The sequence below is a fragment of the Streptomyces sp. NPDC087901 genome, from assembly GCF_044742205.1.
Taxonomy (GTDB): domain Bacteria; phylum Actinomycetota; class Actinomycetes; order Streptomycetales; family Streptomycetaceae; genus Streptomyces.
Genome location: NZ_JBIUUC010000004.1, coordinates 1 through 22,526 on the forward strand (window position 1 = coordinate 1; position 22,526 = coordinate 22,526).

Genomic DNA, 22,526 nt, shown 5'->3' on the forward strand with positions numbered 1-22,526 from the left:
ACTCACCCTCAGAACATTTTCTGGGGCTTTCCTCCGGGCGCTTCCCTTCGGTCTTGCGTTTCCGACTCTATCAGACTCTTTCGTGTCCGATTCCCAGTCAGTGGGGTTTGTCTTCCCGGCTGTTGGGCCGTTCCGACGTCCAAACTCTAGCGAATTTTCCCGGCGACTCATAATCGAGTCTTCGCAATCAATTCCGGCATGCCGAAATTGTTCCCGAGTGGGAGATCAAGCTGAAAGTTGGTTGCCGCATTCGCGGCGGATCGATTGTCGTGAACCATTCCGGCTCGGTGACAACTCGAAGAACCATACGGATCCCGGCGGGCCGTGTCAACCTCTCCCTGGCCACCCCGGGAAGCGCCCTCTCCGGGCGGTCTCAGCCCAGGTCGCTGAGGCGGCCGCCGGCGTCCGGCTGGGCGTGTTCGACGCGGCGCAGGAGGCGGATCAGCATCTCGCCGAGGACTCCTCGTTCATCGCCCGAGAGGTCCTGGAGCAGGTCCTCCTCGAAGTCCGAGGCCATCCGCATCGCCTCCAGCCACTTCGTACGACCCTCGTCCGTCAGCTCGACGATGACCCGCACCCGGTTGTTCTCGTCGCGGTCGCGGGTCACGAGACCCTCGCCCGCCATGCGGTCGACGCGGTGCGTCATCGCGGCCGGAGTGAGACCGAGCCGCTTGGCGAGCTCGCCGGGGCCCAGCCGATACGGGGCGCCGGACAGGACGAGGGTCTTGAGGACCTCCCACTCGGCATTGCTGATACCGAGGGCGGCGACCTGCCGCCCGTACGCGACGTTCATACGGCGGTTCAGCCTGCCGAGGGCGGAGACGACCTGCTCGACCTGCGGGTCCAGGTCGTGGAACTCGCGCTGATAAGCGGCGATCTGCTCGTCGAGGCTCGGCTCCTGGAGCTCGGGCTCGGTGGTGTCAGACATGGCGGGCAGTATGGCACGCCCTCCATAGCTGTCGAAGTCCTTCGGTCTGTATTGTTGAGCTTCTAACTTTAGTGCTAAAGTCTTCGGGTTCGAGTCGTTCGGTGACGTGGTTTCGAGACCTTGAGGTAGGTGAGTGTGACCAGGGAAATGGGTGCAGCACTGCGGCGGATCCAGCTGGGGAGCGCGCTGAGCGCGTTCGGGCTGGGGTTCACCGTTCCGTATCTGTACGTCTATGTGGCGCAGGTGCGGGATCTGGGCGCCGGTACGGCGGGAGTCGTACTGGCGGTCTTCGCCATGGCAGCGCTCGCCGTCCTTCCGTTCACCGGCCGGGTCATCGATCGCCGTGGGCCGCTGCCCGTGCTGGTCGTCGCCTCGGTCGTCGCCTCCCTGGGCGCTGTCGCGCTGGGCTTCTCCTCACAGGTCACCGCCTCCGTCCTTTCGGCAGCGGTACTGGGTGCGGGCACGGCCGTCATGCAGCCGGCCCTCGCCACCATGCTCGTCCGCTGCTCCGACACCGCCACCCGGACCCGCGCCTTCGCCATGCAGTTCTTCCTGCAGAACCTGGGACTCGGCATCGGTGGTCTGGTCGGCGGACTGATCGTGGACACGAGCCGGGCCTCGTCCTTCACCCTGCTGTTCCTGATCGAAGCCGTGATGTTCCTCGTGCTCGGCGCCATCGCGGCGACCGTGCGGATGCCGCGTACCCCTGCCGTCGTGAAGGAAGCGACGGCCGACGGGTCCGCTCCGCGTGGCGGGCTGCGGGTGCTGCTGTCGCACCGGGCCATGGTGCAGCTGTGCGTGCTGGGCTTCGTGGTGTTCTTCGCCTGCTACGGACAGTTCGAGTCCGGGCTTGCGGCATACGGCACCGAGGCCGCCGGGATCCAGCCCTCGACGCTCGGGATCGCGCTGGCCGCCAACACCGCCGTCATCGTCGTGGCCCAGTTCGTGGTGCTGCGCCTGGTGGAGCGCCGCAAGCGCAGCCGGGTCATCGCCTTGGTCGGCCTGATCTGGGCGTTCGCCTGGATCGTGGCGGGCTACGCGGGTCTCGGGCACGGCAGCCAGACCATGGCGACCGCCGCGATGATCTCCACGTACGCGCTGTTCGGGCTCGGCGAGTCGATGCTGTCGCCGACCGTCGCGCCGCTGGTCGCGGATCTGGCGCCGGAGTCGATGGTCGGTCAGTACAACTCGGCTTTCGCGCTGTGCAAGCAGCTGGCGCTGGCGGTAGGGCCGGCTGTGGGCGGTCCGATGGGGGCCTCACTGCACGGGCCGTACATCGTGACCTTCGTACTGTTCTCGTTGGGCATCACGGTGGTGGCGCTGCGGCTCGGCCGACGGCTCACCCCCGTACAGGACCAGCCCTCGCTCGCGGCCGTGCCGTCGCGGGTGGTGGCCGTGTCGCTGCCGGAGAACGCGTCCGCCGCGGGGCCGGCGCCGGTCGCCGCCGTTCGCTGAGGGCCGGGCCGGCGCCGGACGGTCCGCTACTGCGGCAGGGAGAACTCGCACCAGACCGCCTTGCCGCCGCCGGGGGTGCGACGGCTGCCCCAGGACGTGGCGATCGACGCAACGATGGAGATGCCCCGGCCCGCCTCGTCCCCCGGTTCGGCGCGGCGGCGGCGCGGCAGGTGGTCGTCGCCGTCGGTCACCTCGATGATCAGTCTGCGGTCCGTGCGCCGCAGGCCCAGCCGCATCGGCGGCGTCCCGTGCTGCAGGGAGTTGGCCACCAGCTCACCTGCGGCGAGGACGCCCAGGTCGCACAGTTCCGTCGGAAAGCGCCACGACGTCAGCACGCCCGTCGCGAAGGCGCGGGCGCGCGGGGCCGCCTCGATGCCGCCGAGCAGATCGAGCGAGGCGTTGTGGAACAGCTCCGCCGTCGCGCCTGTGCGGGCGGGGTGCTGGACGACCAGCACCGCCACGTCGTCGTCGTGTTCCGCGGTGATGTTGAGGGAACGCATCAGGCGGTCGCAGACCACCTGCGGCGCCCCCTTCGCGCCGGACAGCGCGCGCTCCAGCGCGGCCACACCCTCGTCGATGTCCTCGCTGCGGCGCTCGACCAGACCGTCCGTGTAGAGGACGGCGGTGGAACCGGGCGGCAGTGCGATCGTGCCCGAGGTGTGGATCCAGCCGCCGGTGCCGAGCGGGGGGCCGGTCGGGCCCTCGGCCCGGTGGACCATGCCGTCCTCGTCGCGCACCAGGATCGGGAGGTGGCCCGCGGAGGAGTAGACGAGCAGACCCTCGTTGGGGTCGTGGACGGCGTAGGCGCAGGTCGCGATCTGGCTGGCGTCGATCTCGGCCGCGAGCCCGTCGAGCAGCTGGAGCACCTCGTGCGGGGGAAGGTCGAGGCGGGCGTAGGCCCGCACGGCCGTGCGCAGCTGGCCCATCACCGCGGCGGCGCGCACCCCGCGGCCCATCACGTCCCCGATGACCAGCGCGGTGCGGCCCGCGCCGAGGGTGATGACGTCGTACCAGTCGCCGCCGACCGCGGCGTCCGTGCCGCCCGGCTGGTAGGTGGCGGCGATCCGCAGGTCGTCGGGCTGTTCCAGCTCCTGCGGGAGCAGCGAGCGCTGGAGGGTGACGGCCGTTTCGCGGTGGCGGCTCTCGCTGGTGCGAAGCCGCTCGGCCGCTTCGGCGTGGTCGGTGACATCGGCGGCGTACACGAGGACGCCGCTCTCGTGGCCCTTGTCCTCGTCGCGCCGTACGGGGGTGCAGGTGACGGTGTACGAGTTTCCGCTGCCGGCCTTGCGGGACTTGACCGTGCGCGGCGTGCCGCTGCGCAGGACCTGGTCCATCAGCGGCAGCAGGCTGAGCTCGGTGAGCTCGGGCATCGCTTCCGCTGCGGGGGCACCGCAGGGGCGGGGGCCGAACGCGGCGGTGTAGGCGTCGTTGACGTACGCGATGCGGTGGTCGGGTCCGTGCACCAGGGCGACGAGGGCGGGCAGCTGACCGAGGATGTCGCGGGCGGAGAGGTCCTCCAGGGCGGGTGCGGCGGGCCGGGTGCCGGGGCCGTCCGGATCGCTGTCCGGAGGGCCCGACCCGGTGTCGGCCTGTGCGTACTCTGCGCGGGCAGCCGGTACGGGACTGCGGTCGTCCCGGGCGGCTCGACGCTGCGTTCCGGGTAGGCGGGCGCTCCAACGCGTGAAGTTCACGGAATTTCTGGCCTCGTGTGTCGGTCTGGTCCGCTCGGGCGGGCTGCTTCCTCTGCCGGGGCGTCACAAGTGTGTGGTGGCGGTCTGTTGCCCCTGGGACGGTCCTCTTCGGTGGTCACTGTCGGTCGCTGCCGGCCGGGTCACTCTGTGCAGATGTGAGCCCACCTATGGTCACACGTCCAGTGTGACGGACCCTACTGACAGTCGTCGTCGTCCGGCCGGGGGCGCTTGCCTGCGGCGATTTGGAACTCTGCCCTGGGATGTTCCAGTGAGCCCAGGGAGACGATCTCGCGCTTGAAGAGTCCGGCGAGGGTCCATTCGGCCAGCACCCGGGCTTTCCGGTTGAACGTCGGGACACGGCTCAGGTGGTACATGCGGTGCATCAGCCAGGCCGGGTACCCCTTGAGCTTGCGCCCGTACACGTGCGCGACGCCCTTGTGGAGGCCGAGCGAGGCGACGGATCCCGCGTAACTGTGCCGGTACTCCTTGAGCGGACGGCCCTCGATCGCCGCGACAAGGTTGTCGGCGAGAACCTTGGCCTGGCGCACCGCGTGCTGGGCGTTGGGGGCGGTCTGCCGGCCCGGTTCTCCAGCGGTCAGGTCGGGAACGGCGGCGGCGTCGCCGGCTGCCCAGGCGTGCTCGGTCGCGTCGATGGTGAGCCGGGCGGTGCAGACGAGCCTGCCGCGTTCGTCGAGGGGCAGGTCGGTGGCGGCGAGCAGCGGGGCGGGTTTGACTCCGGCGGTCCACACGAGTGTGCGGGTCGGGAAGCGGGAGCCGTCGCTGAGCACGGCGATCCGGTCCTCGCAGGACTCCAGCCGGGTGTCGAGGCGTACGTCGATGTTGCGGCCGCGCAGCTCCCGGACCGCGTACCTGCCCATCGACTCCCCGACCTCGGGCAGGATGCGGCCGGTCGCTTCGACGAGGATCCATTTCAGGTCCTCGGCCTTGATGTTGTGGTAGTACCGCGAGGTGTAGCGGGCCATGTCCTCCAGCTCGGCGAGCGCCTCCACGCCCGCGTAGCCGCCGCCGACGAAGACGAACGTGAGGGCGGCGTCGCGGATGGCGGGGTCGCGGGTGGCGGAGGCGATGTCCATCTGCTCGATCACGTGGTTGCGCAGGCCGATGGCCTCCTCGATGGTCTTGAAGCCGACGCCGTGATCGGCGAGGCCGGGGACCGGGAGGGTGCGCGAGACGGATCCGGGGGCGAGGACGAGCTCGTCGTAGGAGATCTCGACGGCGCCGGTGCCGTCCTCGCCCGTGGCGAGCGTGGTGACGGTGGCGGTGCGCTTGGCGTGATCAATGCGCTGGGCCTCCCCCACGACGAGGGTGCAGTGCTTCAGGACCCGGCGCAGCGGCACGACGACATGGCGCGGTGAGATGGAACCGGCGGCGGCTTCGGGGAGGAACGGCTGATAGGTCATATAAGGGTCGGGGGTGACGACGACGATCTCCGCCTCACCGCTTCTCAGTCTCTGCTTCAGCTTCTGTTGGAGACGCAGTGCCGTGTACATCCCGACATAGCCCCCACCGACGACAAGAATGCGCACACCCGGCGGGGGGCCGGGGGTTGTTCCCCCGGAATCTGAAGCCATCACCACCCCATGACGCAACGTGCGCCGGAGTTTGTCCACAGCCCCGGCAAATTGTGTGACCGGAGGTTCTCCACGGGCCGGCGGCCGACGTCCGTGCCGTGGATGCGGAAGCCCGCAGGTCAGGGGTTACGGGAAGGCCCACGCGAGGGGTGCGGATCGGTGACCGGCCGGTGCGTGGCCCCGACGGCGGGCGCTCCCGGCGAGCCGCCCCCTTCTGAATTGACCCTGGCTCAACTATGTTCGTATGTCGTCGGGGTGTCGGACGGTGACCATCGGTCCACCCTCGACTGACACGGCGGGAGTCTCCGGGGGGAGACGTCATAACCGGGGGAACAGTTATGCATATTCAGGAATCGCATTGGCCGACTGCTGCGGTCGCGTCCGAAGGAAACGGACGGATCGGGGCAGTCGGCACGGTGAACGGTGTCGGGTCCAGCGGGACCACCGCACCGTCGGCGGCCGTGAGCACGCTGGGAGCCGCGCTCGGCAACCAGGCCGGCGGAGTCGGCGCCCACACCCGCTCGGCGCCACTGCGCGTGGACGCGCAGCGCAATCTGGAGCACGTGCTGCGGGCCGCGCGCGAGGTGTTCGGCGAGCTGGGGTACGGCGCTCCGATGGAGGACGTGGCGCGTCGCGCCCGGGTCGGCGTCGGCACGGTGTACCGGCGCTTCCCCAGCAAGGACGTGCTGGTGCGCCGGATAGCCGAGGAGGAGACCTCCCGGCTGACCGACCAGGCCCGGTCCGCGCTGGGCCAGGAGGAGGAGCCGTGGTCGGCGCTGTCGCGCTTCCTGCGGACCTCGGTGGCCTCGGGCGCCGGCCGGCTGCTGCCTCCGCAGATACTGCGGGTCGGCGTGGAGGCCGACGACACGGCGGTGGCCGGCGACGCGGGTGCCGTACAGGCGTCGGAAGCGACGGCCGGTGAGGCCTGGGGCGAAGCCCGGGTGCCCCAGCAGCGCCAGGAAGCCGGCCAGGCTCCGGTCCAGACGGGTGTGCGGGCGGCCGAGCGCCGTTCCGTACCGGAGGACGGGAGCGAGGACCTCGGCGCCGGGGCGGCAGACCTGCTGGAGGTCGTGGGCCGACTGGTCGACCGGGCGCGGGCGTCCGGTGAGCTGCGCCGTGATGTGACGGTGGCCGATGTGCTGCTGGTCATCGCTACGGCGGCGCCCTCACTGCCCGACGCGGCTCAGCAGGCGGCCGCTTCGGCCCGGCTGCTGGACATCCTGCTGGAGGGACTGCGCTCGCGGCCTGCGTGAGCACGGCCCCGCGGCGGGAGGGCAGGCCCTTGGCCGGTGGCGGCTGCGCCGTTCTGGTCGGGGCGGTCCCTCTCTGGAGAGAGCGGTCCCTCTCTGGAAGGGGCGGTACCTCGCTGGAGGGGCGGTTCCCGTTCCTGTCGGATGAGGCGGTCCGGTCCTGTCCTGATGCGGCGGTCCGCCTCCGGACGGGGCAGAGCGTCGTCCTGATGCGGCGGTCCGCGTCCGGACGGGGCAGGGCGTCGTCCGGATGAGACGGCCCGCCCAGCCGAGACAGGCCCGCGCCCGAATGAGATGGTTCGTCCGTAGAGGGCGACCCCTGTCCGGATGGGGTACTTCCGCCGCGCTCGTCGCGTTCCGCCCCAACTGCCCCGTCAACAAATCCCGTTACTCCTTCCCCGAATGAGTGCCCGCTAGTGCTCGCATTCGAGAGAACGCCCCGGATGAGTGGTTGGAGGGGCTGAGGGGTCGCCGGTTCCGCGCTCTGTGGCACGCTTGCCCGGTATTCGAGTCCGAAAGCGCATACGGGGGCGTCCGCGATGAGCGGTGACGGGCAACAGGAAGAGTCGCTCGACGGTGTCTCCACCGCGGGCGGCGGCACGGGGGCGGACGGGCTCCCCGGGCACCAGGTGCCGAACCAGGGGCCTCGGCGCTCGGACGCCGGAAAAGAGGGCGGCGGCACCGTCCTGCCCGGCCCGTGGCCGCCCGCTCCGGTCGAGCACTCGGCGGACACGGACGCGATCGACGCCGCAGCCGCGGCCGCGGTGCCCATGCAACGGGTGCCCGGCAGCACACCCGCCGGGAACGCACCCTCCGACGCCCAGCTGATCCAGCGGATGCGGGACGGCGACGACCTCGCCTACGAGGAGTTGTTCCGTCGCCACTCCGACGCCGTACGCCGCTATGCGCGTACCTGCTGCCGGGACGCGCACACGGCCGACGATCTGACGGCCGAGGTCTTCGCCAGGACCCTGCAGGCGGTACGGGGCGGTAAGGGCCCCGAGGAGGCCGTGCGGGCCTACCTGATGACGGCGGTCCGGCACGTCGCCGCCGCGTGGACGAAGACCGCGAAGCGCGAGCACCTGGTGGACGACTTCGCGGTGTTCGCCGCGCAGGCGTCGCGCACCTCGGAGGTGTCGGACGCGGACACGCTCGATCTCGGCGCCGACGTGATGGCGATGCACGACGCCGAGCAGTCGATGGCGATGCAGGCGTTCCGCAGCCTCCCGGAGCGCTGGCAGGCCGTCCTGTGGCACACCACCGTCGAGGAGGAGTCGCCCAGCGACGTCGCCCCGCTGTTCGGGCTGACGGCCAACGCCACGTCGGTGCTGGCCAGTCGCGCCCGTGAAGGGCTCAAGCAGGCCTATCTGCAAGCCCATGTGAGCCAGGCGCTCACCTCCGGCGGCGACTGCGCGCGCTATGCCGACCGGCTCGGCGCCTATGCCCGCGGGGGTCTGCGGATGCGGGCCGAGCGCGGCCTGCGCGGACATCTGGACGAGTGCGCGAAGTGCCGGCTCGCTGCGGGCGAACTGGCGCACGTCAACGCCGGGATTCCCGCGCTGCTCCCGGTCGCGGTCATCGGCTGGTTCGCCGCCGGATACACGCTCAAGGCCGCCGGGATCGTGGCGGGCGGAGCTGCCAGTGCCGCCGGTGCCGGAGCCGCAGCCGCAGCGACCGGAGGGAGCTCGTCCGCGGGTTCGGCCGGTGGCGCCGCCGCCTCCGAGGGACTCGGCGCTCCGGCGAAGGCCGGCATCGCCGCGGCCGTCGCGGTCGCCGCCGCGGCCGGGCTGGTGTGGGCGCTGGTCGGGGACGATCAGCCGCGCCCCGAGGCGAAGCCCGTCGCCAGGCCCCCGGCCGTGGCACCCGTGGTGCCGACCCCCGCACCGCCTAAGCCGACGCCGAAGCCCCCCGCGCCCGCGCCGCCGGCACCCTCACCGCCGGCACTCACGCCCACGCCCCCGCCTACCCCGACGCCGACGCCCACGCCGACCCCGACACCGACGCCCACTCCCACTCCCACTCCGACGCCCACCCCCACGCCTCCGCCCCCCGCGCCGAAGCCCACACCGCCCCCGACTCCCCCTCCCGCACCCGCACCCGCACCCGCACCCGCCGTGTATCAGGTCAGCGAGCTGGACTACACCCTGCTCGGCGACCACTCCGGCCCGGAGGTGGTGCTCGGCGAGAGCAGTTGGGTCTGGCAGCGTTCGGGCATGTCCATCGGCGGCACGCAGTACGCGCACGGGGTTACGGTCCACAGCCGTTCGTCGGTCTACATCCAGCTGAACCGCCCGTGCACGCGTTACGAGGCGATGGTCGGCGTGGACGACCTGACCATGGGGCTCGGCTCGGTGCGGTTCTCGGTGTTCAACGACGACGGGGCGCGCCTGTGGCAGTCCCCGGTGATGAACGGCGACGACCCGGCCGTTCCGGTGAGCGTAGGGATCGAGGGTCAGGAGCGGATCCGGCTCGTCGTGGAGCCCACGACGCCGTTCGGCGGTGTCGCCCTCGCCGACTGGGCCGAATCACGCATCAGCTGCCGCTGACCCAGCACGAGCGCCGGGCGGGCGGGACCGCCGGACAGGCGGGACCGCCGGGCTAGGCGGAAGAGCCCGACCGGGAGGAAGGGCCCCGTACGCCGTGCCCCGTACGCCGTGCCCCGTACGCCGTGCCTCGGGCGGATCGTGACGTCCGGGCCAACCGCGCCTTCCGCGCTCACGGAAGGTCTACGTGACTCCCGCACTCACGGAAGGTCTGCGGCGACACCCTCCATCAGGACGATGACGTCGTCGAGGGTCAGCTCGCGGCCCGCGGCGCGCTCCTCCTCGTACCGCAGTGTCCCCAACTCCTTGCGGGCCTGCCGCTCGGCGGCGTCCACCTCGGACTGCTCCGCCGCGGACCTGTGGCCGGACAGCCGCCAGTTGTCGGCGGCGGCCAGGACGCGGGCGGCCTCCGCGGGGCGGCCCACCTTCGGCAGCACGATCGCCGCACCGTCCGCCAGATACCCCGTGACGATCTCGGCGCACTGCGCCTCCTTCGCCGCGACCAGGGCCGCCGTCAGCCCGCGCACCCCGGCGGCGGGGCCGCCCGCGGGCTCCGGTTCGTACATCGCGATCCGGGCCGAGAGTCCTTCCTGGATGACGGTGAAGTGCGAAGCCGGGCCACCGCGCCCGTTCTCCTTCTGGGCGGAGGTGAGCTGCCGTCGGGCGGTCACCGGATCGCCACGGTCGAGCGCCATGAGCGCCCTCAGGTAGTGGACGTACGAAGTGGCGTCATGCGTCCGGTGGCGCTCCGCCTCGGTCTCCGACCGGTCCAGGCCTTCCTCGGCGGCGGCCAGGTCGCCGGTGCGGTAGGAGAGTTCGGCGAGCCGGGCCAGCAGGAACGGGGCCTCGGCATGGGCTCCGACCTCACGGGCGAGCAGCAGCGCCTCCTCGTAGTCCGCACGCGACTCGTCGTACTGCCCGCGCATCATGCCCGCCTCGGCCGCGGCGCTCGCCACCTGGGCACGCATCCAGCGGTCGCCGATGCGGCGGCTCAGCACGCGCAGTTCGGCGAGGTCCTCGTCGACGCCGGGCATGCCGCCGGGCATGTCGACGACCATGTGCGTGCGGAACATCAGAGTGACGCCGTACTCCCAGTCCCCGCCGTACATCCGGGCGTTGTCGACGGCCACGTCGATCTTCCGCCGTACGTCGACCGTGGTCCAGGTGAGGAACGAGGTCATCGGCCAGAGCAGCCCGGGGAACCGGCCGCCCTGCGGTCCGGCCGCGGCGAACGCCACGGCCAAGCGGCCCATGAGCTCCTGGACCCGGGAGTCGTTCTGGTCCTGATCCGCTGGCCGGCTGTCCATCGCGAAGAAGAACCGCAGCATCTGCAGATTCATCCAGGGCCAGTACCGGGGATCCGTGTCGTCGGCGGGTTCCGGGCCGAGGGCCAGGGTGCGCTCGGTCCAGGTGAGGCCTTCGGGGCGGTAGTTGCGCAGCCACCAGAACCAGGCCATGCCCAGCACCAGTCGTGCCGCTTCCGCCTCGCAGGGAAGACCGGCGGCCGTGGTGCGCTGGAGGGCGGCGCGGATGTTGTCGAGGTCCGTCTCCAGGCGCTGGATCCAAGGCAGTTGCTCGCCCGAGCGCAGGAGCGGTTCGGCCTCCTCCACGAGCGCGGCGAAATACGCCGTGTGCGCGTTCCCGGCGGCCGCCCGTATCTCCGGGGTCTCGGCGGAGCGTTCCGCGGCGTACTCGTGAATGGTCTCCAGGAGGCGGTAGCGCATCGTGCCGTCCCCGGTCGGGGCGGCGACGACGAGGGACTTGTCGACCAGGGCGCCGATCAGGTCCGCGGTGTCGGCGGCGGTGTTCTTCCCGGGTCCCGGCGGCGTGCTGACGACGGCTTCCGCGGCGGCCAGGTCCCAGCCGCCCGCGAAGACGGAGACCTGGCGCAGGGCGGTGCGTTCGTCCTCGTCGAGGAGGTCCCAGGACCAGTCGACGACGGCCTGCAGGGTCTGCTGACGGGGCAGCACGGTGCGGCTGCCGCCCGTCAGCAGACGGAACCGGTCGTCGAGCCGGTCCGCGATCTGGCGCGGCCCGAGCAACCGGAGGCGGGCGGCGGCGAGTTCGATCGCGAGCGGCAGTCCGTCCAGGCGGCGGCAGATCTCGGCGACGGCCTCGGGATCGTGCGCCGGCTCGTGTTCGGGGTCGAATCCGGGGCGTACGGCCCGCGCGCGTTCGGTGAAGAGGCGCAGGGCCGGGTCGGCGGGGAGCGGTTCGACCGGCCGTACGGACTCGCCGCGGACACCGAGCGGTTCGCGGCTGGTGGCGAGGACACGCAGATCCGGGCAGCGGGTCAGCAGCGTTTCGGCCAGTGCGGCGGCCGCGTCGATGACGTGCTCGCAGTTGTCGAGGATGAGGAGAACGGACCGGGCGCGGGGACCGTGCGCAAGGTGGTCGACGAGGACGTCGACCGGGTCGGTGCGCGGCGAGGGCCCCTCATGGGCGCTGTCCCGCAGCAGTGACGTCTCTCGCAGCCCCAGCGCGGAGAGTACGGCTCCGGGGACGGCTTCGGGGTCCTCCACCGGGGCGAGTTCGGCGAGCCAGACGTCTCGTGGGGCGGTGGCCGTGCGGTTCTCGTGGGCTGCGGACTCCTCGGCGAGGCGGGTCTTCCCCGAGCCGCCCGGCCCGGTGAGGGTGACCAGCCGGGACCGGGTCAGATCGTCCCGGATGGCGCGGAGTTCGGGCTCGCGTCCCACGAACGAGGTCAGTCTGGGCCGGAGGTTGCCCCGGGCGGAGGCCGGTTCGGGCGGGCTTGGAACGGCGAAGAGAAGTGCTTGGTGGAGGGCGGTCAGTTCGGGCCCGGGGTCGGCGCCGAGGCCGTCGGCGAGGGTGCGGCGCGCGTCCTCGTACGCCGCGAGGGCGTCGGCCTGCCGGCCGTCGGCACGCAGGGCGCGGATGAGCTGGGCCCGGAAGCGTTCGTCGTACGGGTGGGCGGCCGTCAGTTCCGTCAGCTCGGCGACGAGGGCGGCGGGGGCGGGGACCACGGGGTCGGCGGGGGCTACGGAGGCCGGGGCCCCGGGGTCGGCGGCCGGGGCCGGGGCGGCTTCGCCGTCGGACGGGGTCCTCTCGGCTGCCGCCCGCCGTATGTCGGCCGACGGGGTCCCCTCGGCTGCCGCCCACCGCAGGTCGGCCTCGATACGGCGCTCCAGTGCGGCCAGCCGGTGGGCCTCCGGGCGCAGGGCGTGGCCGTGGTCCCCGTCGGGCAGGTCGGCCAGGGCGGGGCCGCGCCAGAGGGCGAGTGCGGTACGCAGGGTGCGGGCGGCATCGGCCGGGGCACCGGCCTCCAGCTCGGCGCCGCCCTGCCGGGCCAGCCGCTCGAAGACGTACAGGTCGACATCGTCCGGACGGGCGACGAGGCGGTAGCCGCCGGGGCCGCTGGCCAGCGCCTCCTTGCCCAGCACCCGGCGCAACCGCCCGACCAGGGCCTGGAGGGCGGCGGTGGCGTCCGCCGGGGGCTCGTCCGCCCAGACGTCGTCCACGAGCTCGGCGACCGGCACGGCGCGGCCGGCCCGCAGGGCGAGAGCAGCGAGCAGGGAGCGCAGGCGCGTGCCGCCGAGGGGCAGCGCGGTGCCGCTCTCGTCTCGCGCCTCCGTGACGCCCAGGATCAGATACCGCACCCCGCCATTGTGTCCCGCCGGTCGGACAGCGGGGCATCGGAGGCCACATCACATCGCGCACAGCTGGAACGGGCTGCAGTCTGCGGGCGGCGGCGGGCTGCAGGCTGCGGACTGCGCGCTACGGACTACGGACTACGGCTACGGCTACGGCTACGGCTACCCCTGCAGCGACCGCCGGGCCGGGGCCACCCCGCCGGCGACCGCGCGCTGCCGGGGCGCCGCCGTCCCCGTCCAGCAGGTACCGCGCCGCGACACGAGGCGGCGCAGCCACAGTTCCGTGGAGGCGAGGTCGGCCAGGCCGTCCAGGGGGAGGGGTTCCCCCTCGGCGGCCGCGCGCAGGGCCTTGCGTACGACGCGGGCCTCGACCAGGCCCGCGTCGGCGAGCAGCGGGGCGTCGAAGAGGGCGATCAGCTCGGGCAGTGAGGCGCGCAGGCCGGTCCGGGTGACGGCGGTCGAGGTGGCCTGGGACGAGGTGCCCCAGCCCGGCGGCAGCTCGTGGATACCGGCACCCGCGAGGACCCGGCGCAGGATCGCCGCGCGGGCACCCGGCTGGACCCGGAGGGATTCGGGGAGCGCGCGGGCGGCGCGTACGACCTGGTTGTCCAGGAAGGGGGCGTGCAGCCGCTGGCTGCGGACCTCGGCGGCCTGTTCCAGGATGCGGTGACCGGCTGCGTGCCGGGCGAGGGAGGCCCGGGCCCGGGCCTCGCCCGGGCGCTGGACGGAGGTGGGGCGGATCGCCGCCTCCTGGAGGCGAACCGATACTTCGGCCAGCGCCTCTCCGGTGAGCCACCGGGCCGCTGGGCCCGGGCGGGACCAGGCCAGTGCGGCGAGCGAGGCATCGGCGGGGGTGTCGAGGTCGGGGGTGAGGCGGTTGGCATCGGGCAGGCGGTCGGCCGCCGCTTCAAGGCCGGTGCGATAGGACGTACGGGCCAGTCGGCGGGCCGCCCGGTAGACGGTCAGCGGCACGAACAGGGAGTGGGCGGACGGGCCTTCGGCCTTGGCGAGCGCGGCGACCGGGCGCAGCAGATGGCGGCGTCTGCGGTCGATCAGCAGATCAGCGAGGCGGGCCGGATGGGCGTCGAGCACCTGCCGGGCGCCGTCGCCCACGAAGTGGTCGGCGCTGCCGGCGGAGAGGCGGCGGCGGTTGCGTTCGACGAGGACGAGGGAGGGGGCGGGTTCGTCGGTCAGCGGGCCGCTCTCCAGGTCAAGGTCGGCGTACGGCAGGGCCTCTTCGCCCGCTGCGACCACGACATGGTGCAGCCTCGGGTTGGCGGCGATGACGCGGGCTCGTTCGAGCTCGTCCTCGTGGGCGCGGGTCGTCAGGTCGTTGAAGGTGACGGCGAGCAGCCGCTCCCCGGCTCCCGTGCCGTGGCCCAGGATCGTGCCGGGCAGACCGGGAAGCCCGGCGGCGAGCAGGGCGAGCGTCGCCGAAGCGCTGCCCCCGGAGAGGTCGGAGCCGATTCCGGGGACGGGTGCGCCCCGGGCGGCGCGGCGTTCGGCCGGGCCCATGCCGGGAACGGGGCCCGGGTCGGGGGGCAGGGTCTCCGGGGCGTGGCGCGGGGCCAGGAGTCTGGCGCGCACCGCTTCGACGAGGGCGTCGCGCACCCCGTCGACGGCGCTCACCGGGTCGAGCTCGGGCGCGGCCACGGCGAGGGAGGCCACCGCCTCGTACCCCGTGATCTCCCGCGAGCCCTCGCGGAGGATGAGCGCGTGCCCGGGCGGGATGCGCTTCACCCCCTCGTACGGGGTGCCGTCGCGCAGCGCCTCCGGGGTCTCGGGGCAGGCGAGCAGGGCGGCGAGGTGACCGATGTCCAGCTGGGCCTCGATGAGGTCGGCGAGGGGGAGCGCGGCGGTGGCGTAGGCCGTGCCGCCCGCCCAGGGCGTGTAGAAGACCGGGCGGGCTCCGGCGAGGTCTCCGGTCACGGTGATCCGTCGGCCTATCTGGACGACGGCCGTGTAGCTGCCGGTCCACGCGGTGAGGTGGCGCAGCGCGCCGCCGCGGGCGGCGAGCAGGCCGACGCGCAGTTGCTCGTCCGTGGCACCGCAGCAGCCGAGGACGGCGAGGCGCGCGGTGGGTGCGCCCTCGGCGGTGTTTACCCGGACCGTGCGGATCTCGTCGGGCCGCCAGTCGCCGACCGCCCAGAGGGGATCGGGGTCCCCCCACAGGAGTTGGGAGCCAACGGGGTGCATCGTGCGCCCGTCGTCATTGCCGCTGACCGCTCCGGCCGTGCCGAAGCTCGCGGCGATACTGCTCCAGCCCACCAACCAACGCATCGCCGCCTCCACAGGCTGTGGACAAAACGGCGCAGCAGGGCAGTATCGGGAGAACTCCGGTAACGCACGGCGCCGTTGCGGACATGCTGCCACGACAACGGCGCGCAGGAGTGGCTACGGACGGCGCACGTCGTGAGCGCATGCGCCCCTGGCAAAGGCCAGAGAGCGACCGCTGGACCTGGCATTCCGTGAACGGCCCGCGCGCGTCGGACCCGACAGCAACGGAGTTACGGATTCCGCGCGTTGCGTTCCCCGCACGCGGCGCGGAGTAACGGCCCGGATCCGGCCACGGCCGACACGTCGATCAGGCGACGGCCGAGATGTCCGCGAACCCGTCGGCCCAACCTCGACCGACCGGCGACATCAGGCCAATCTCAAGGGGCACGGGAACCGATCGACCGGCACACAGCGGCAATGTTTACCCCCGTTCGCCCCTCTTTGTTCCGAGCTGAACCCGGGCCTGCGCCATGCCGCACCCAAACCCGGAAAGGTCTCCTCCACCATCCCCGGACCTGCCCCGGCGGCCGGCCCCTCACCGGCTCCACACACGGCCCGGGAGGCGTGGTCCGCCCCCCGGACCGGTCCGCCGCCTGCGGGGAATGAGGCGGCGGTGTTCCCCCAGCCCGCCGCGTCCAGTGCAGCGGGCCGACCCACGCAGCACCCATGCAAGCGCTCGCGCCGGGACCGGGCCAGAGCGCACGGCCGGGCGCACGGCCACACACCAGGAGCACGCGGAGACACTCCCGGGACCCCCCGGACAAGGCCTCCGGCGAGAGCCGCGGGGACCGCTGCAACAGGGCCTCGAACGCACCCCCGTACGCGGGTCCGTGCTGGTCGGCGGGCGGGGGTGCGGCTGGGACCGCACCCCCGCCCCCACTCCGGGCACCACACCCGAGGCCGCCGTTCACCCCTCCGGGACGTCGCCCGGGCGATCTCCGCGAATGGGCGCGGGCGGGCTCCACAGAGCCTCCTCCGCTCCCCCGCTTTTCCTCCGCCCTTCCTTCGCACGGCATTCGCCTCCCGCTCGCCCGCTCCGCCCCTCCAGCCCCTCGCGCCGCCCGGCCCCCCACTGTTCGCCGTGCGGTGGCCGGTACGGACAACAATCCCGCCATACGGACGTCCGGCCCTTAACGGTAGGGATGCGGCGAACTACGCTGGGTTTACTGATGTTCTCAACAGGGCGGCATATTCCTCGGGGCTCGGCCAAATGCGTGTGCGGCCGGAGTGCCGGGGTTCGTCCCTGGGGAGAACCCGGTACGAATGCCGCGCGCCGCATCGGTGACGCGGCTGCCGTCTGTGTGTCGAGGGGTGGCGCATGTCCAGGGAGCAACGCGGGCCGAACGAGAAACTCGGAACCGTTCTCGCCCTCGCGGGAATCAGCAACGCCGGGCTCGCCCGGCGGGTCAACGACCTCGGGGCGCAGCGCGGACTGACACTTCGGTACGACAAGACCTCGGTGGCCCGGTGGGTCTCCAAGGGCATGGTGCCCCAGGGCGCCGCGCCTCATCTCATCGCCGCGGCGATCGGCGCCAAGCTCGGCCGGCCGGTCCCGCTGCACGAGATCGGGCTGGCCGACGCCGACCCGGCGCCGGAGGTCGGGCTGGCGTTCCCGCGCGATGTGGGTGAGGCGGTCCGTTCGGCGACCGAGCTGTACCGGCTGGATCTGGCCGGGCGGCGGGCGGGCAGTGGCGGCATCTGGCAGTCGCTGGCCGGGTCGTTCTCGGTGAGTGCGTACGCGACCCCGGCGTCCCGCTGGCTGATATCCCCCGCCGATCCGTCGGTGGCACGCGCATCGACGGCGGCCGTGGCGGCGATCCTCGGTACACACAGCACACACGGCGCACGGGGCGCATCGGGGGCGCAGGGGGCGACGAATGCGCCAGGCACGTCACTCCCACCAGGCGCCCATGGGCGGCAGAGCGGGCCCGGCTCCGCACCGGCGCAGAACGCGTCGGCGCAGCCGCCGGCAACGGCCCCCGGGCACCACACATCCGCAGGGCCCGGCACATCGCTGATGTCCGGGCGCGGCGCGCCGACGGCTCCCGGGCACGGTCTGTCCATCCCCGTCCAGCCCGGTCCGGATTCCGCGCACGACGTCTCGCCGCTGCGAGTCGGCCACAGCGATGTGTCCAAGCTGCGGGAGGCCGCCCAGGACGCACGCCGCTGGGACTCCAAGTACGGCGGCGGGGACTGGCGTTCGTCCATGGTCCCGGAGTGCTTACGGGTCGACGCGGCACCGCTGCTGCTGGGTTCGTACAGCGACGAGGTCGGCCGGGCGCTCTTCGGTGCCGCGGCCGAACTGACCAGGCTCGCCGGGTGGATGGCCTTCGACACCGGTCAACAGGAAGCGGCCCAGCGCTACTACATCCAGGCGCTGCGCCTGGCGCGGGCCGCGGCCGATGTACCGCTCGGCGGCTATGTCCTCGCGTCCATGTCACTTCAGGCGACCTATCGCGGCTTCGCCGACGAGGGCGTCGACCTCGCGCAGGCGGCGGTCGAGCGCAACCGAGGCCTCGCGACGGCACGCACCATGAGCTTCTTCCGCCTCGTGGAGGCCCGGGCCCACGCGAAGGCGAACGACGCACCGGCCGCCGGGGCCGCGCTGAAGGCCGCCGAGGGGTGGCTGGAGCGCTCCCGGGACGGCGACGCGGACCCGTCGTGGCTGGGCTTCTACTCGTACGACCGGTTCGCGGCCGACGCCGCTGAGTGCCACCTCGACCTGAAGGCTCCGCGGCAGGTGCGGCGCTTCACCGAGCAGGCGCTGTCCCGGCCCACCGAGGAGTTCGTCCGCTCGCACGGTCTGCGGCTCGTCGTGTCGGCCGTCGCCGAGCTGGAGTCGGGGAACCTGGACGCGGCCTGTGCGGCGGGCACCCGGGCCGTGGAGGTGGCGGGCCGCATCTCGTCGACCCGGACCACCGAGTACGTGCGCGACCTGATGCACCGGCTGGAGCCCTACGGGGACGAGCCGCGCGTCGTCGAGCTGCGGGAGCGCGCCCGCCCGCTGCTGGTCGCCCCCGCGTAGCCGCCCCCGCGCCGGGCCGGCGCCCCGGGCCCGCCCGGCACCGAATGCGCCACGCTGTGCCCGCACGGGTTTGAGTGCGTTGTCAGTGGGTCAGTGCACTATCGGGGTGGGAGGTGGCGTGATGATGACGCACGCGGCGTACGACTGCGATGTGCTGGTGATCGGCGGCGGGATCGTCGGCCTGTCGGCCGCGTATGCGATCACGCGGACCGCACCGGGCACACGGGTGACGGTGCTGGAGAAGGAGTGGGGCCCCGCGCGCCATCAGACCGGGCGCAACAGCGGGGTGATCCACAGCGGCATCTACTACCCCCCTGGCTCACTGAAGGCGCGGTACGCGGTGCGGGGCGCCGCGGAGATGACGGACTTCTGCCGGGAGCACGGCATCGCGCACGCGGTGACCGGCAAGCTGATCGTCGCGACCGGCCGCTCCGAGCTGCCCCGGCTGCACGCCCTGGTGCAGCGCGGCCGGGAGCACGGGCTGCCCGTGCGCGAGCTGGGGCCCGCGCAGATCGCCGAGTACGAACCGCGGGTGCGGGGCCTCGCCGCGATCCGGGTGGGCACGACGGGGGTGTGCGACTTCGGCGCGGTCGCCGAGCAGCTCGCCACCGAGGTGCGGGGCGGCGGCGGCCTGATCAGGTTCGGCGCGGAGGTCACCGCGATCGACCGGCGGCCGTGGGGCGTCGCGGTGCGGACGGCGGACGGCCTGGTGGTGCGGGCCCGGGTGCTGGTCAACTGCGCGGGACTGCACTGCGACCGGGTGGCCCGGCTGGCGGGCGACGACCCGGGGATGCGCATCGTGCCCTTCCGGGGGGAGTACTACGAGCTGGCCAGGCCCGAGCTGGTGCGCGGCCTGGTCTATCCGGTGCCCGACCCGGCGTTCCCCTTCCTCGGCGTCCATCTGACCCGCGGCCACGACGGCAGCGTCCACGTCGGGCCTAACGCGGTCCCGGCGCTGGCCCGCGAGGGATACGGCTGGCCGGTCGTGCGCCCCCGCGAGCTGCTGTCCACCCTGAGCTGGCCGGGCTCCTGGCGGATCGCCCGCAGGCACTGGCGTTACGGGGCGGGCGAGGTGCACCGCTCCCTGTCGAAGCACGCGTTCACGGAGGCCGTGCGCCGGCTGCTGCCCGAGGTGACCGAGGACGATCTGCGCCCCTCCCCCTCCGGGGTCAGGGCCCAGGCAGTGCTGCGGGACGGCACGCTGGTGGACGACTTCCTGATCCGCGAGGCCCCGCACACCGTCCACGTGCTGAACGCCCCGTCGCCCGCCGCCACGGCCGCGCTGCCCATCGGGCGGGAGGTGGCACGCAGGGCGCTGCTCCGGGCGCAGGGGACAGGGTGGAAGCCGCCCGCCGTAGAATCAGGGCATTGTGTCTGAGCCCTTGAACCCCTCCCCCGCGACGCCCGGCGACGCCGCTGCCGAGACGGACAGCACCCTCCCCTCCGGTGCGCTTCCCACCGATCCGCCCGCCACCGGTGCGGCCGGCACGGCCTCCACCGGCACGGAAGGCGCCGCGCCCGCGACCGCCGGAATCCCGGATGACCTGCGCGCCGCTGCCCTGGACCGTCAGCGCAGGCTGCGCCAGGCGCCGCGCTTCCCCGGCGGCCCCGCAGCCGATCCGGCCGGTTCGCACCACGAGCGCAGGATCCGCAGCTTCCAGCCGCGCCGCAGCCGGGTCTCACCCGGCCAGCAGGACGCCCTGGAGCGGCTCTGGCCGAAGTGGGGCCTGGACATCGACGGGCTGCGCGTCCTCGATCTGCCCGAGCTGTTCGACGGACTGCCCGTGGTCCTGGAGATCGGCTTCGGCATGGGCGAGGCCACCGCGCAGATGGCAGCCGACGATCCGGGCACCGGCATCCTCGCGGTCGACGTGCACACCCCCGGCCAGGGCAACCTGCTCCGTCTCGCGGACCGGAACGGCATGTCCAACATCCGGGTCGCCAACGGCGACGCGATCATCCTGCTCCGGGAGATGCTGACGCCGGACGCACTGGACGGGCTGCGGGTGTATTTCCCCGACCCGTGGCCCAAGGCCCGCCACCACAAGCGCCGGCTGATCCAGCCCGAGTTCCTCGATCTGGTGGCACAGCGGCTGAAGCCCGGAGCGGTCCTGCACTGCGCGACCGACTGGGAGCCGTACGCCGAGCAGATGCTGGAGGTGCTGACCGCGCACCCCCGCTTCGAGAACACGGCGGCGGACGGCGGCTACGCACCACGGCCCGCGTTCCGGCCGCTGACCCGGTTCGAGGGACAGGGCCTGGACAAGGGCCACGTGGTGCACGACCTGCTGTTCGCCCGCTGCTGACCGGCCGGCCCGTCACCTCGTGAGCTCACCCCTGCCGGCCGGGGGTCCCGCCCCCGCCCCATGGCCGTTGTCAGTCCCGCTCGTTAGGGTCGTGGGGTGTCCGACGGGTCTGTTCAGCGACAGTCACAGCCGGCCGTCCCGGTGCTCGAGGAGCACCGGGTCGGCGAGATCCTGGCTGCCGCGCCGGACCGGGGTCAGTGGCGTTACCACCCACGCCGCGTCGGCATGCTGTGGCGGAGCAGGACGCTCCGCGTCGTAGCCGTCTTCACCGTGCTGGCGCTCTGCGGCCTGGTGATCCTCGCTCTGGTCCGTGACCAGACGGGGACGCAGGGGTTCCTCGTCGGTCTGGGCCTGGCCGTGTTGCCCGTCCCGGTGCTGATGACGGCGTTCCGCTGGCTGGACCGGGTAGAACCGGGCCCGTGGCGCAACATGCTGTTCGCCTTCGCCTGGGGCGCCTGCGCGGCGGCCCTGGTCGCGATCATCGCGAATTCCTTCGCGACGCGGTGGATCGCTACCGCCACGGCCGACCCGGGCAGCGCGGACACGCTGGGCGCCACGGTCATAGCGCCCGTCGTGGAGGAGAGCGCCAAGGCGGCGGCCGTCCTGTTGCTCTTCCTCTTCCGGCGGCGGGACTTCGGCGGGATCGTCGACGGCGTGGTCGTCGCCGGCTTCACCGCGACAGGTTTCGCCTTCACCGAGAACATCCTCTACCTGGGCAACGCCTTCGGTGAGGACCAGATCACGGGCTCGGGGTTCGCCTCCGTGACCGCGGCGACCTTCTTCGTACGTGCGGTGATGTCGCCGTTCGCCCATCCGCTCTTCACCGTGCTGACCGGCATCGGTTTCGGGATCGCCGCGAGCAGTGCGCGCCATCAGCGCGTCCGGCGCATGGTGCTCCCGCTGCTGGGCCTGCTCCTCGCGATGGGCATGCACGCCCTGTGGAACGGGTCGTCCGCGTTCGGCCCGTACGGCTTCTACGCCGTGTACGGGGCGTTCATGGTCCCGGTCTTCGGGCTGGTGACCTGGCTGACGGTCTGGGCCCGACTGCGCGAGCTGCGCACCCTCGGCGTCGAGCTGCCGGTGTATGCCGCGGCCGGCTGGCTTTCGCCGGCCGAACCCCTCGCCCTCTCCTCGATGCGGGCCCGCGGCATGGCCAGGGACGTCGCACGCCAACGAGCGACGGCAGCGGCGGCAGCGGCGGCAGCGGCGGCCGGCAGCCCGTACAGCAGGCCCCACGGTCACGCGTTCCACCCGGGATCCGCTCCCGCGCACGCACATCACCCCGCACACGCCCACATACCCTCCGCGGCGCGGACGGAGCGGAAAATGGTGAGGGCCCAGGGCAGGGCGGCCGCCCGCGCGGTCGCCGAGTACGAGTCGTTCGCGACCTCGCTGGCCTTTCTGCGCCGGCAGGCCCGCCGCGGCACGGCGGGCCCGGACTTCGCAGAGCGCGAGCGGGAGTTGCTGCACCACCTGTGGCAGCGCAGGGATACGGCAGGCCCCGCCCTCGTGTACGCGGCGCAGGCCACGGGCCGCCTGCGCCCCCGGTTCGTGCCTCCGCGGCACTGGCCGCACCAAGGACAAGCCCAGGGACAGGTCCAGCCGTACCAAGGACAGGTTCGGGGGCAGGTTCAGGGACAGGTCCGTAGCCAGAGCCCGGGCTACGGGGCGTACCCACCCAACGGCGGCCACGCCCCGTACCCGCACGCCGGATACCCGTACGCCGGCCGGCCCTACAGCGCACCGGCGTACACGAACCCCCCGCGTACGAACCCCCCGCACACGAACCCTCCGTACGACCGGCCTCGGTACGGGCAACAGGGGTGAGGGCGACCTGTCCGGCAGCTC

Annotated in this window: 12 protein-coding genes; 7 read left to right on the forward strand and 5 right to left on the reverse strand. The window is 72.9% G+C overall.

The features are described 5' to 3' along the window. Positions 1–373 precede the first annotated feature (373 nt). Positions 374–928: a MarR family transcriptional regulator gene (locus ACIOEW_RS13735; protein ID WP_350988043.1), complete on the reverse strand. Its 555-nt coding sequence runs from the start codon at positions 926–928 to the stop codon at positions 374–376. Between the two features lie 147 nt (positions 929–1,075). On the opposite strand from ACIOEW_RS13735, the gene ACIOEW_RS13740 reads away from it, so the two are divergent. Beyond that, complete coding sequence (locus tag ACIOEW_RS13740) at positions 1,076–2,383, forward strand: MFS transporter (RefSeq protein ID WP_362540526.1); 1,308 nt, start codon at positions 1,076–1,078, stop codon at positions 2,381–2,383. Between the two features lie 26 nt (positions 2,384–2,409). Here the strand turns inward: ACIOEW_RS13740 and ACIOEW_RS13745 are convergent, their stop codons facing one another. Together ACIOEW_RS13745 and ACIOEW_RS13750 are read right to left on the reverse strand one after the other, a co-directional pair. After that, positions 2,410–4,074 carry a SpoIIE family protein phosphatase gene (locus ACIOEW_RS13745; protein ID WP_401963911.1) on the reverse strand — a complete coding sequence of 555 codons (1,665 nt, stop codon included), beginning with the start codon at positions 4,072–4,074 and terminating at the stop codon, positions 2,410–2,412. Between the two features lie 194 nt (positions 4,075–4,268). Next, on the reverse strand, positions 4,269–5,585 hold the full coding sequence (locus ACIOEW_RS13750) for an NAD(P)/FAD-dependent oxidoreductase (RefSeq protein WP_401963913.1): 1,317 nt from the start codon (positions 5,583–5,585) through the stop codon (positions 4,269–4,271). Between the two features lie 419 nt (positions 5,586–6,004). Between ACIOEW_RS13750 and ACIOEW_RS13755 the strand changes: the two genes are divergently transcribed. Both ACIOEW_RS13755 and ACIOEW_RS13760 read left to right on the forward strand, forming a co-directional pair. Further along, on the forward strand, positions 6,005–6,919 hold the full coding sequence (locus tag ACIOEW_RS13755; protein ID WP_362540517.1) for a helix-turn-helix domain-containing protein: 915 nt from the start codon (positions 6,005–6,007) through the stop codon (positions 6,917–6,919). A 536-nt stretch (positions 6,920–7,455) separates the two neighbouring features. Further along, on the forward strand, positions 7,456–9,462 hold the full coding sequence (locus ACIOEW_RS13760; RefSeq protein WP_401963915.1) for a sigma-70 family RNA polymerase sigma factor: 2,007 nt from the start codon (positions 7,456–7,458) through the stop codon (positions 9,460–9,462). Between the two features lie 197 nt (positions 9,463–9,659). Here the strand turns inward: ACIOEW_RS13760 and ACIOEW_RS13765 are convergent, their stop codons facing one another. Together ACIOEW_RS13765 and ACIOEW_RS13770 are read right to left on the reverse strand one after the other, a co-directional pair. Continuing rightward, positions 9,660–13,076 (reverse strand): AfsR/SARP family transcriptional regulator, encoded by a 3,417-nt coding sequence (locus ACIOEW_RS13765; RefSeq protein ID WP_401963917.1) that lies wholly within the window; start codon positions 13,074–13,076, stop codon positions 9,660–9,662. A gap of 156 nt (positions 13,077–13,232) precedes the next feature. Continuing rightward, entirely contained in the window at positions 13,233–15,350 is a 2,118-nt protein-coding gene (locus ACIOEW_RS13770) for an asparagine synthase-related protein (RefSeq protein ID WP_362540508.1), read from the reverse strand. A gap of 1,315 nt (positions 15,351–16,665) precedes the next feature. Between ACIOEW_RS13770 and ACIOEW_RS13775 the strand changes: the two genes are divergently transcribed. The 4 genes from ACIOEW_RS13775 (at position 16,666) to ACIOEW_RS13790 (ending at position 22,505) form a co-directional block, all read left to right on the forward strand. After that, a complete protein-coding gene (locus ACIOEW_RS13775) occupies positions 16,666–18,372 on the forward strand; it encodes a sporulation protein (RefSeq protein WP_401963919.1) in 1,707 nt (568 codons plus the stop codon). 121 nt (positions 18,373–18,493) lie between these two features. Then, positions 18,494–19,750: an L-2-hydroxyglutarate oxidase gene (lhgO, locus tag ACIOEW_RS13780; protein ID WP_362540503.1), complete on the forward strand. Its 1,257-nt coding sequence runs from the start codon at positions 18,494–18,496 to the stop codon at positions 19,748–19,750. Then, a complete protein-coding gene (gene trmB, locus ACIOEW_RS13785) occupies positions 19,740–20,678 on the forward strand; it encodes a tRNA (guanosine(46)-N7)-methyltransferase TrmB (RefSeq protein WP_362540617.1) in 939 nt (312 codons plus the stop codon). The genes lhgO and trmB overlap by 11 nt, the downstream gene beginning before the upstream one ends. A 96-nt stretch (positions 20,679–20,774) precedes the next feature. Next, the gene (locus ACIOEW_RS13790; RefSeq protein ID WP_401963921.1) at positions 20,775–22,505 is read left to right on the forward strand and encodes a PrsW family glutamic-type intramembrane protease; all 1,731 of its coding nucleotides are present in this window, start codon (positions 20,775–20,777) and stop codon (positions 22,503–22,505) included. Positions 22,506–22,526 lie beyond the last annotated feature (21 nt).